The sequence below is a fragment of the Neolewinella aurantiaca genome, assembly GCF_008014675.1.
Classification (GTDB): Bacteria; Bacteroidota; Bacteroidia; order Chitinophagales; family Saprospiraceae; genus Neolewinella; species Neolewinella aurantiaca.
Window position 1 is genome coordinate 1 of the sequence record NZ_VOXD01000002.1, and the last position, 11,372, is coordinate 11,372.

8 protein-coding genes are annotated in these 11,372 nt (G+C 52.7%); 4 read left to right on the forward strand and 4 right to left on the reverse strand.

What is annotated here, in order from left to right:
- The first annotated feature begins 211 nt into the window (after nucleotides 1–211).
- The 3 genes from FUA23_RS01215 to rpsO all read left to right on the forward strand — a co-directional run bounded on the left by FUA23_RS01215 (nucleotide 212) and on the right by rpsO (nucleotide 2,237).
- Complete coding sequence (locus FUA23_RS01215; RefSeq protein WP_147928884.1) at nucleotides 212–517, forward strand: hypothetical protein; 306 nt, start codon at nucleotides 212–214, stop codon at nucleotides 515–517.
- A 325-nt stretch (nucleotides 518–842) separates the two neighbouring features.
- Nucleotides 843–1,841 (forward strand): sugar phosphate nucleotidyltransferase, encoded by a 999-nt coding sequence (locus FUA23_RS01220; protein WP_147928885.1) that lies wholly within the window; start codon nucleotides 843–845, stop codon nucleotides 1,839–1,841.
- 120 nt (nucleotides 1,842–1,961) lie between these two features.
- Nucleotides 1,962–2,237: a 30S ribosomal protein S15 gene (rpsO, locus tag FUA23_RS01225; RefSeq protein ID WP_147928886.1), complete on the forward strand. Its 276-nt coding sequence runs from the start codon at nucleotides 1,962–1,964 to the stop codon at nucleotides 2,235–2,237.
- Between the two features lie 123 nt (nucleotides 2,238–2,360).
- On the opposite strand, the gene FUA23_RS01230 is transcribed toward rpsO, so the two are convergent.
- Nucleotides 2,361–4,136, reverse strand: a complete 1,776-nt coding sequence (locus tag FUA23_RS01230) for a glycoside hydrolase family 15 protein (RefSeq protein ID WP_147928887.1) — start codon at nucleotides 4,134–4,136, stop codon at nucleotides 2,361–2,363.
- 444 nt (nucleotides 4,137–4,580) lie between these two features.
- On the opposite strand from FUA23_RS01230, the gene FUA23_RS01235 reads away from it, so the two are divergent.
- A complete protein-coding gene (locus tag FUA23_RS01235) occupies nucleotides 4,581–7,715 on the forward strand; it encodes a PD40 domain-containing protein (RefSeq protein ID WP_147928888.1) in 3,135 nt (1,044 codons plus the stop codon).
- 104 nt (nucleotides 7,716–7,819) lie between these two features.
- Here the strand turns inward: FUA23_RS01235 and FUA23_RS01240 are convergent, their stop codons facing one another.
- The 3 genes from FUA23_RS01240 to FUA23_RS23240 form a co-directional block, all read right to left on the reverse strand.
- On the reverse strand, nucleotides 7,820–9,151 hold the full coding sequence (locus FUA23_RS01240; protein ID WP_147928889.1) for an APC family permease: 1,332 nt from the start codon (nucleotides 9,149–9,151) through the stop codon (nucleotides 7,820–7,822).
- A gap of 114 nt (nucleotides 9,152–9,265) precedes the next feature.
- On the reverse strand, nucleotides 9,266–10,015 hold the full coding sequence (locus tag FUA23_RS01245) for a phosphatase PAP2 family protein (protein ID WP_147928890.1): 750 nt from the start codon (nucleotides 10,013–10,015) through the stop codon (nucleotides 9,266–9,268).
- Between the two features lie 179 nt (nucleotides 10,016–10,194).
- A complete protein-coding gene (locus FUA23_RS23240; protein ID WP_147928891.1) occupies nucleotides 10,195–11,127 on the reverse strand; it encodes a hypothetical protein in 933 nt (310 codons plus the stop codon).
- Nucleotides 11,128–11,372: the final 245 nt, after the last annotated feature.

Below are 11,372 nucleotides of genomic sequence, written 5' to 3' on the forward strand. Positions count from 1 at the left end.
TTTGCAATATTTGGGCAGCGAGAGTTTCGATTTTCGTCGGGTAGGTCATTCTTGGTAGGTGTGAGAATCACCAAGTTAAGGGCCTACCCTTTTTTAGAAGCCTAAAATCGTAGCGGACCATTGTGATACACACGGTGAAATATGTCGGGGGCTACCAGAGTTAATACGACGTACCTTAGTTTTGTAAACCAACCCTTTAAATTACAGATGTATGCCAAAGCTGATCCGCCTCTTCCTTCTAACCCTTCTTTGCACCTGCGGCCTCGCCTCTCTTGCTGCTCAACAACTGACAGTAAAAGAAAAACCTGAAGCACCGGCAGGGATGGAAAAGCGGGAACTCCCCGCCAAAGAAGGCTTCATCGTTGCCCCGGATGGATGGGCCATCAAGGATGGTAAGTACACTTTTTTACCTTCCCGCTACCTCAAGGTACGCCCGGGACAGGAGTACGTGCCCGGTAAATGGAAAAAAGGGAAAGGCGGATGGACTTACCGTATGGAAGCCTGGGAGCGCAAATAACGGGTGATCGGCGGAGTTAAGGGGTGCCTGAGGTTTTGCTCCCTGCTTCCCATTGCTTTACGAGTCTGACGTTCTGAAAAAGTACTCACGTAGATCGCTATGCAGGAACTTTTCTATTTAACCAGCACCGTAAATCGCTGAATATAAGTTCTCGAAATTTTCAGATACGCTCTAAGAGGCTTTACGTCTGCAGGCTCGTCCCCCTTTACAGCCCGGATGCCCGAAGTTCAACCGCGGGGGCGGAGCACCCCGGTGGTCGGGCTGGTGAAAATGCGCCCGTGCTCGCTGCAACAAACTACCCACAATAAACTATCTTGCGTGCCGTATGAAAGCAATTATTCCAGTAGCCGGTACCGGTATGCGGTTGCGTCCGCTCACTTACACTCAGCCTAAGCCGCTGATTCCGGTAGCGGGTAAGCCCATCATAAGCTTTATCGTAGATCAACTCATCGAGCTGGGAGTAAGGGATTTTGTGTTCATTATCGGTTATCTCGGCGATAAGATCCGGGAGTATATCGAAAGAACTTATCCCGAACTGGATACTGTCTTCGTGAACCAGGATGAGCGCATCGGGTCCGCCCACGCGATCTGGCTGGCCCGCGAGCACTACAAAGATGCGGATGAGATCATCATTTTTTTCGGCGATGCGATCATCGACGCTGACCTCGAAGAATTCAAAAACAGCCCTACCTCCTGTCTTGGTGTCAGAACGGTGGATGATCCCCGTAAATTCGGGGTCGTAGAACATGACATCGACGGGAATATCCGTGAACTGGTGGAAAAACCCCGGATTCCGAAGTCCAACATGGCAATGGTTGGTTGCTACAAGGTGCGTGAAGTGGAGCAGTTCATCAAAGCCTGCGCCTACAACATCGAGAACGAACTTAAAAGCCTGGATGAATACCACCTCACCGACGCCCTGAACCGGATGCTGGAGTGGGGAACCGAATTCTCCACCATAACGGTCGACAACTGGTTCGACTGCGGCCGCCGTGAGATACTTCTGGAGACCAACGCCATCTTCCTCGACCGGGATGGCTTCGCGACCGAAGACCCGCCACCCTACGACAACTCGATCATCATCCATCCGGTACACATCGGGCCGAACTGCGATATAATGAACTCCATTGTTGGGCCGTACGTAACCCTCGGCGCTAATACCCGCCTGGAACACGCAATTGTAGCTGATTCGATAATCGGCGAGTTCGCATCGATCCACGACATCGTGCTGCGAAACTCCGTAGTCGGTAACGACGCCTCCATTGGTGGGCTGCGCCAAAGCCTGAACATCGGAGACAACACCGAGATCGACTTCGGGGGGTAAGCGTCCGAATAAAAAAACAGCGTTAGTACGATGATTTGTCTATGTAACAGAACATTCGTACCTTTGCAGCCGCAAATTTTGCTTTACCTGATCCAAGAGATCTTTAAAGGCTTTTTTATTATGCCAGTATATATGCCAAAGGAGAAGATTGAAGAAATCTTCACTGAATACGGTGGCTCTGCCACCAACACCGGTTCCACAGAGGGCCAGATTGCTCTTTTCACGTTCCGTATTAAGGAACTGAGCGACCACCTTCAGCGTCACCGCAAAGACCACAGCAGCCGTAAAGCGCTGCTCAGCCTCGTAGGTCAGCGCCGTCGTCACCTGGCCTACCTTCAGAAGAAAGACCTGAACGGTTACCGTGCACTGATCGCGAAACTTGGTATCCGTAAGTAATTACGGCTTTTACAAGTCCAAAAGAGAGAACCCCTTCGTACACCGTGTACGAAGGGGTTCTTTTCTTTTGGGCTGTTTCCTGAGGGGCGGCTCCTCTTTTGCGAAGCAAAAAGAGAGAAACCGTTAGCGATTCTCTTTTTTATCAATCTGGAAAGCTGCTGAAATGAGGCTCAGGTGAGAAAATGCCTGAGGGAAGTTTCCGAGCTGCTCACCGTGGATGCCAATTTCTTCGCTGAAAAGGCCGAGGTGGTTGCCGTAGCCGAGTAGCTTCTGCATTACCAGAGTAGCTTCGTCTACCCGCCCGATGCGGGCAAGGCACTCTGCGTACCAGAAAGAACAAATGGTGAAAGAGGCCTCTTCCCCTTCGAGGCCATCAGCTGATCCGCCTTCGTTTTTATACCGGAATACGAGTACGTCGGCCAGCAGCTGATTCTCTATCGCTTCCAGGGTTTTCAACCAACGTGGCTCTTTGCTGGACACAAAGCGGAGCAGCGGCATAAGCAGAGCACTTGCATCGACGGTGTCGCTGCCTTCGAATTGTGCGTAAGACTGAAGGTCTTCGTTCCAGAAGTTCTCGAATATGTCGGCATGTATCTCATCACGCACCTTACGCCACTCTGATCGGGGGTGGGGCAACGACCGCGCTTCGGCAATCTTCATGGCCCGATCAATGGCGACCCAACAGCAAACAGCTGAGTGCAGGAAACGCTGCTTGCCACTGCGGACTTCCCAAATTCCGTGGTCTTTGTCTTTCCAGTGCTCAATGACGTATTCGACGAGCCCGCTGATGCCGACCCAAAACTGATTAGTGATGCTGCCACCAGCCTGATCGTAGAGGTAAATGGTATCGATCAGTTCGCCGTAGATGTCCATCTGCTTCTGATCGAAAGCTCCGTTTCCGATGCGTACGGGCTGGCTCTTCTTGTATCCTTCAAGGTGGTCGAGGCTGATTTCTGTCAATTCAGTCGCACCATCGATGCCGTACATGAGTTGGAGCTCCTCCATGCACTGTTTCTGAATCCACTCAATGAAGCCTTCGGCTTCTTCTCGGTAGCCTAGTCTCAGGAAAGCGTACATCGTAAAGGCGGAATCCCTGATCCAGGTAAAGCGATAGTCCCAGTTGCGCTCTCCGCCAACAACTTCCGGTAACCCGAAGGTTGCGGCAGCTACCGTGCTGCCAAACTCGGCCGAGGTGAGCAACTTAAGGGCCAGCGCGCTGCGGTGGACAGACTCTTTCCAACGGCCGTTGTAGGTACATCTCGAGGACCACTTCATCCAGTACTCCCGGGTTTTATTGAAATAGTGGAAGAAGTTGTTTTTGTATTGTTTGCCGCTTTCGAGGGTGAGGATGAAGTCCACGTCCTGTTCTGCAAACAGTTTTATTTCTCCGGCGAGGCCGGTATCAGTGATTTCGAGCTCCGCATCGGTCAGTACCACGATACTTGGTTGCTGTCCGGAAGGATCGTGAAGGGTGTAGCCAGTGCCATCCTCCCGTTTTTCCGCCTTGCAGCCTGAGCGTGCGTAGTCGAAGGCTGGGTTGATCTCAACGTTGAAGGTATGGCTCCCGTGTACACCTTTCAGCCGCCGGAATATGGCAAAGTCTTCTTTGTTTTCCGCAATTGGCATGAAATCGGTGACCTCCGCAATACCGTCTTTACTCAGAAAACGGGTGAGCAGGATATTGGTGCCCGGTAAGTAGAGTTGCTTGTAATTGGTGTCCTTGTCCAGACCGGTAAAGGTGAAGCTTCCTCCCTTCTGGTCGTCAAGGATAGAGGCAAATACTGTCGGCGAGTCGAAGCGGGGCAGGCAAAGAAAGTCTATGCTTCCCCGAAGGCTGACCAATGCGGTGGTGTGGAGATTTCCGATTATGCCGTAATCGGCTATTGGGTGGTACGGCATAGTAGAGTAGGTTGGTCTTTTGTCTTTGAATCCTACCTATAAGGAAATCTTAGCAAGTATGTTCAAGGGGCGCGATCGCAGGTGCCGGGAAGGTTGGATGCGAAGAGCTGATAAAGTGGTTTAAATGGCGTATTAATCTGTGTTGATTGGGGTTAAAATCGTGTAATGGGGGTTCGTAGGCCGGATTTTAAAGTTTGTCGATTGCGTACGCTCGAAAGCCTGAGTGATGAGGTCCGGTAAGTAGCAGGGTAGGAGGACTCGGGCTTATTCCCTTAAGAAATCGGCATCCTGACCATAACTTTTTCTTAATAGTTGGAAGTTGGGGGGAAGAGGCAAGTATCTGTGTTAAGTAAGTGAAGGCCCTTATATTCTGTCAGTACTACCATATTCAGATTTGACAGACGACTATAGGCCGGACTTAATTTTAGAGTGCAAATAAACCAAATGAAAAAGAACTATCACCTCTGGACAGTGCTCGCAGCACTGCTCCTGCCCGCCTTTGTGGCGGCCCAGACCGGCGGCTTTGGCCGCAACAAGCCGCACTACGAAAATTTTGACTTCAAAGTGCACGAAAGCCCCCATTTCGAGCTCTACAGCTACATCGACAATGCGGAGTGGCTACAGGATTTTCTTAATGATTCTGAAGAATGGTACCGGGTACACCAGCGGGTCTTGAAGGATACGATTGACTTCAGGAACCCGATGATTATCTACGCCAACCATCCGGACTTTCAGCAAACGAACGCCATCAACGGTGCCATCGGCACCGGTACAGGGGGTGTTACCGAAGCCTTCAAGAACCGGGTTATTCTGCCCGTTGCGCATACCAACCAACAAACCCATCACGTACTGGGTCACGAACTGGTGCACGCTTTTCAGTACGATATGATCATCAGGGGCGACGGGACCAAACTCAACGACCTCAGTAACCTCCCTTTGTGGATGGTGGAAGGCCTCGCCGAATACCTCAGTATCGGAGCAGTAGACCCGTTCACGGCTATGTGGATGAGGGATGCTGTTTTGAACGATGACATCCCGACGCTCAAACAACTCGACTCCGGAAAGTATTTTCCCTACCGCTACGGTCAGGCTTTCTGGGCGTTCGTGACGGGGCTGAAGGGCGACGAAATCATTGCGCCTTACTTTCGGGCTACGGCTAAACACGGTATCGAGAAAAGTACCAAACTAATACTCGGTTACGATTTTGAGGCTTTCAGCCAGCTCTGGCAGGATGCGCTCCGTAAAACGTACGAAGACAACATCGGTGGTGCTACGGAAGACCGCAACGTTGGCCGGGAGCTGATCTCTGCTGCCGAGAAGAATGGTGGCAGGATCAACATCGCTCCCGAGATCAGCCCTAACGGAAAATACCTCATCTTTTTATCGGAACGAGACTTGTTCAATATCGACTTGTTCCTGGCCGATGCGAGGAGTGGTAAGATTATCCGCAAAATCCGCTCCAATAAAGTTAGCAGCCATATCGATGAGTTAAGCTACATCGAGAACAGTGGAACCTGGTCTCCGGACAGCCGGCAGTTCGCCTATACTTTTGTCGGTAAGGGTAAAACCGGCCTCGCAATTGCCGATGTACGGAAAGGTCAGGCAACCCGGACAATTTTCCCCGAAGGCGTTCCTGCCTTTACCGACCCTGCCTGGAGCCCGGACGGGAAATCTATCGTTGTTTCCGGTTTGGTAGATGGCTATTCGGACTTGTTTAGTATTGACCTGCGGAGCGAGCGGGTTACCCGCCTGACCAACGATCGGTTCAGCGAAAGCCATCCTCATTGGGGCACGGACGGAGAAACTATTTTCTACAGCACCGACCGCGTAGGGATGAAAACGAAGAACCGTCCCCACGGCGCCCTTCGGTTCAACCTTGCAAGCCTGAACGTCAATACGGGAGCCTCAACCGATCTTGACCTCTTTCCCGGTGCCGATAATCTTAACCCGGTACAGGCCCGGGATGGCAGACTCTACTTCCTCAGTAACCGGGATGGTTTCCGGAATATTTACCGCTACGACCTGGCCTCCGATTCCCTGGAACAGGTAACCGACCTGATCACTGGTGTTTCCGGAATTACGCACTATGCTCCTGCGATGAGCATCGATCGCGCCAACAATCGTCTGGTCTATACCTATTTCAACCAGAAAGGGTACCGTATATACGGAGCTCTGGCCGACAGGCTGGACGCAAAACCGGTTGATAAAAATGCGGTAGACCTCACCCCGGCCACGCTGCCGCGGCTCAACAAGCGGGCTACCGTGGTCGTCGATGAACTGCTGGCAAATATGGACAAAGACGAAGTTTTAAGCGCCGACTCAATTATCGAAAAACCATATGAGTCCAACTTCAAGCTGGACTACATTACTGGTTCCTCCGGAGTAGGAGTGGGCTCTAACCCGGTCTTCGGGACCAACGCCGGCCTTGCCGGCGGAGTACAGGCAATCTTTAGTGATGTACTGGGTAATAACCAACTCTTCGGAAGTCTTGCCGCTAACGGAGAAATCAGTGATTTCGGCGGTAGTGTCGGGTGGCTTAACCGGAAACACCGGATCAATTACGGCGCGTCCCTTGGCCGCACGCCTTACCGCAGTTTTGGCTTGCTGACACCACGATTGGATTCTTTGCAGTACGGCGACGATGCTTTCGTAGAGGTAGGCAATTCGCCCTACCTGATCCGTCGGCTTTACCAGGATCAGGCTAGTGTTTTTGGTCAGTATGCCTTTAGCACCAAGCTTCGGCTGGAAGCCTCGGCCAGTATGAGCCTGTTCTCCGATCGGGTAGATCAGTACAATCGGTATTTCGACCCAGTCACCGGCCTGCAGGTAACCGTAACCGGTAACCGCCCGGAACGGCGTGAAGACCTTGAGGGAGAGTCTTTCTTTCTGGGGACTGCAGGCCTGGCCTTGGTAGGTGATGATTCGCGCTTCGGCCTGACGGCTCCGATCAGTGGCTACCGCTACCGCCTGGGCGTGGACCAGTACATGGGAGAATTTGACTTTACGAGTGTTACTGCAGACTACCGCCACTACCTCTGGTTCGGTAAGGGAGCGCTGGCTTTGCGGGTAATGCATCAGGGACGTTACGGTGGCAACGGGAACGATCTTTTTCCCCTCTATCTTGGCAGCCCCTGGTACATCCGTGGTCTTTCGGGCAACGATGTGTTGCCAGCCCTGCAGGCTGGCGGCCGCGACATCAACGAACTGCTGGGCAGCAAATTGCTCGTAGCCAACGCCGAAATCCGTATCCCCTTTACCGGTCCGAAGCAGCTGGCACTGATCAAGAGTAAACTGCTGCTGACCGATCTGAACTTTTTCGTCGACGGTGGAGCCGCGTTCACTACTTTCGATCAGTTCGGGGGCGCAGAATTTACAACGGATCAGAACGGAGAGCCGCTGATAAACCCTGTGACCGGGCAACCGTACGTTGCCCGCTTTGGGGTGAAGCCCATCTTCACGGCGGGTGTTTCGGCCCGGGTCAATGTCTTCGGACAGTTGGTCGTAGAGCCTTATTTGGCACGGCCAATGGTGAAGGGCGGAGCATGGAGCTTCGGCCTGAACCTGCTGCCAGGCTGGTAAGAACTACTTAGGTTTTTAGTGTGTATTAGTGCGCGCGGGGTGGAGGCTATTGCCTCTGTCCCGCGCTTTTTTTGGGGCTTATCCGGATCGGCAAGGGCAGGCTCCTAAGAACTCCGCCCTGCATCCTGCGTCTGCGCCTTCTGGTCTTTGGAGGAAGGAACATCGAAATAATATGCTACTAACCCGGCTACTACATTCAGGAGACCAAGCAGACTTTCCAGTGGCTGATGCTTGAGCAGATAAAGTAATGACCATGCACTGAAAGCGAGGAAAATGAGCTGCGGTAAAGGATAGAGAGGCGAAGAATAGCCCGCTTCTTTGGGAGAACGGAGCCGAAGCAACAGTAAGCCGGCAACAGCAAGGAAAGTGAAAAGTTGGAGGACAAAGCCGCTGTACATCAATACACGTTCAAAGCTTGAAGTGAAGACCAGAAAAAGGCTGATGCCACCCTGCAGCCAGGTTGCCCGCAGGGGCAACCCGTTGCGGCTGAGCTCTCCGAAAGTACGCCAAAGCTGATGGCTGTTGCCCATCGCGCGCACCACTCTGGGGCCAACCCATATCATCGCTGAAATTCCGGTGAGCAGAAGAACTCCAATCAGAACGCTGACCATCTGCCCGGCCCGCTCGCCAAACATCGCTCCTGCGGCAATCTGAGCTACGTCTATCTGTCCCGTAAGCGCTTCACTGCCCGCCTGCCGCAAAAAACCGTACTGTAGTAAGAGGAAAAGGCCGCTGACCAGCAGGGTGCCGACCACCAGTGCTTTGGGCAGGTTTTTTCGGGGTTCCCTGATTTCTTCCACAATGTAAGCGGCGGCGTTCCAGCCGGAAAAGGCGTAGAAGACACTGATCATAGCAATGGCCGCTCCGGGAGACCAGATCGCGTCGGCTCCGCTCCACGACCAATTCACCTGGGTACCCGGAGGGACGGGTAACAAAGCTCCGGCAATGCCCAGCGCGAAAACCACCAGGAGTTTCACGGCAGTCAGCCCGTTTTGTAATCTGCTGGATTGCCTCGTGCCAAAACTGTGAGCAAGACTCAGCAGAATGATGCTGCCCGCTGCAATGAAAACGGGAGGCCAGCCGGTCCACGCGGCCAGGTAATGCCCCACCGCCATGGCAGAAAGTGCGACCGCTGCGGCAAAGCCAACCGTTAGGCTGACCCAGCCACTGAGAAAGCCTAGAAGTGGATGGAAAATCTCAGAAAGGAAGTGAGCTTCTCCGCCGGAACGCGGCAGGCGGGTGCCCAATTCGGCATAGCTGACCGCGCCGCACCAGGCCACGAGGCCTCCGATGGCCCAAAGCATCAGGAGGACAGGACCGCTTGATATCCATTCAAGCTGGAGACCGAGGGTTGTGAAAGCACCGGTACCGATCATATTGGCCAGCACCAAAGCTGCGGCGCTACGCCAGCCTATTTTAGTGGGGGCTGTTGACATATCACAGCAAGAAACAGAATTGAAGGATGAATCCTGTTAAGAACAGATAATGGTAACTAAGTTTTAACGATTCAGGCTTTGCGGAAAAGACAACTGTTGAGTGTGCTATAGATGTTACTCTCCTCCTGCACGGTGAAGAGCAGGCACCGTAAGTGCAATGGCCGTACCGGCTGCAAAACCGATAAGTACATCGGTGAAAAAGTGCTTGCCTGCCCGCATTCGCCCGTAGGCTACTGCAGCCGGGATCATACCCGCTGCAGCCCAGATGTAGGGGCGGGCTTTGCCGTTGGGGTGAAGATCGGAGTACAACTGTGCGGTAGTGAAACTGAAGTAAGCTGCGGTGGCAACGTGGCCGCTGTAGAAGGAGTAGCGGCTGGATTTACGCAGCTTCAGATCCAGCGGAGCATCAGGATTGTAATTGTAAGGTCGTGCGCGCTTGACCGTGGATTTGGTGAGGTTGATGAGCGCGGAGTTGAGCAGGGCTCCCTGAAAGACAATCATCGCCATCTCGTCGAAGTTGTCGCGTCCCGTTTTGTCCAGCATCAGAAAGAAGGGACCGGCGAAGCCGGTCAGGAGCAATTTGTCGGTAAACTCATCTGCCTCGAAGGAGAGGTGGCGCAGGGAGAAACGATCGACGGGCCAGATATTGGCGGCGTCGAGTCCTTTTACCTCCAACTCGGACATGGGTACGACTTTTCTGTCGATCAGCATCGATCCTACCGTAATACTACCACCTAACCCCAGTAATATTCCGTTTGTAGCATTGCTTGGGTTGTAGGGCCTCAATCCCTGTGCGGGAAGGCAACAGGAAATGAATAGAAGGATTAAAAGGAGCAGTGAAGGAAAAGTATAGCGTGTGGTCATACAGCTGGAAGGATTTGAGGATGTAACGGATAGGCTGTTTCGTGGTTCGGTGTTTTCCAGGTGAGCGATCGTAAAGCGGAGCAAAACTCCGTATTGCTCGTCATCTGATGGCGATATCGCTATTGGTTTCACATCCTCAAATGTAGCACAACGCTGACATCATTTGGTGGCCGGCAGGGTTATTTCAATCCGATCTCTGCGCGTAACTCTTCGTCCGCTACTGAGTTTTGCTTCCAATAAGGCGCTCTTTTCTGATGCGTCAGGCGGGCTTTGGTGACCAGCGCATTGTCTCTGCCGGGGTAAGTCTCTTCCCAGCCGCTGATGACATATGGCGGAGCAGGATCAAAGAAAATCTCGAGTCTCCTCCCACTATCCCCGTAATTGATCTCATAACCCATTATGGTTTCTGTTTCCTCATTGCCGGGGTAATCATTGAGTCTGGCTGTAGCCTTCTGACTTCGGTAGGGCTGGTGGCTCATCAGGAGGTAACCCGTATTGGGGATGATGTTGAATTCTCCAACCGGGAGTTTTTCCCATCCGAAACGGATACGGTTGAAGAGCTCGTCTTCCAGAAAGTCCGCTTTAATTTCTTCATTGACGTCGCCCTCCCGCTCGAAGTAGGAGCGAAGTTGTTTGGCCCACTTGCCGCCGCCAGTGTAGTTGAGCTGAGTGAAGGTCTGGCCGCACCAGTCCTGACTCGATGTGGTCACTTTCAGGGTGTGAGGCGCTTCGGTGGTTTTCGTGGGCGTGAACACCGAACTCATGATCGAATAATCATAGACGCCGGTTACGAAACGACGGATGATGTTGGTTTTAAGGACGGGGGTGGAATTTTGGTTGGTGTACTCGTCATTTTTCACCTGTTTATCGGTTAGGAAATCTTCGGAAACGAAGATGGCGGTGACCTGGCCTGGGCGGATTTCTCCGTAGCGGGCCTGCTCGAGGGTGTACGTATTTATTTCGGCTTTGCCCTCGTACCAGTAGTCTTCGAGGCTGCCTGAAAAGTAGCCTGGAGCTGGTTTTTCGGGGGGGGCGGGCCTTTTAACCCGGTCCTGGGAGGTGTTACAGGCAAAAAGCACTGTAAAGGTCATCAGTAAAAAGAACTTGTTCATAAATGTCTTAACGCGGGCATGAGAGGAGGGTTCAGCGCTGGTTACGCTTTGCAATTCAACCAATTGTGCACCTGCGATTGCGCCCTGAAACTTCCGGGAAAGGGCTGGCGCGGGCGCAGGTGCAAAAAAAGGATAGGGTAGGTGCTCCCCGGCACAACCGTAAGGTATATACGCTGAAGTGGATGGTTTGGGCCGGGGTACGGGATGATAATTTAAGCGAATCAGGAGCGGTTCGATCCCGCTTA

What these genes read in the sequence shown, in the direction of transcription:
- FUA23_RS01215 (WP_147928884.1), top strand. Translation starts at nt 212, where the DNA reads ATGCCAAAGCTGATCCGCCTCTTCCTTCTAACCCTTCTTTGCACCTGC.
- FUA23_RS01220 (WP_147928885.1), top strand. Translation starts at nt 843, where the DNA reads ATGAAAGCAATTATTCCAGTAGCCGGTACCGGTATGCGGTTGCGTCCG.
- rpsO (WP_147928886.1), top strand. Translation starts at nt 1,962, where the DNA reads ATGCCAGTATATATGCCAAAGGAGAAGATTGAAGAAATCTTCACTGAA.
- FUA23_RS01230 (WP_147928887.1), bottom strand. Translation starts at nt 4,136, where the DNA reads ATGCCGTACCACCCAATAGCCGATTACGGCATAATCGGAAATCTCCAC.
- FUA23_RS01235 (WP_147928888.1), top strand. Translation starts at nt 4,581, where the DNA reads ATGAAAAAGAACTATCACCTCTGGACAGTGCTCGCAGCACTGCTCCTG.
- FUA23_RS01240 (WP_147928889.1), bottom strand. Translation starts at nt 9,151, where the DNA reads ATGTCAACAGCCCCCACTAAAATAGGCTGGCGTAGCGCCGCAGCTTTG.
- FUA23_RS01245 (WP_147928890.1), bottom strand. Translation starts at nt 10,015, where the DNA reads ATGACCACACGCTATACTTTTCCTTCACTGCTCCTTTTAATCCTTCTA.
- FUA23_RS23240 (WP_147928891.1), bottom strand. Translation starts at nt 11,127, where the DNA reads ATGAACAAGTTCTTTTTACTGATGACCTTTACAGTGCTTTTTGCCTGT.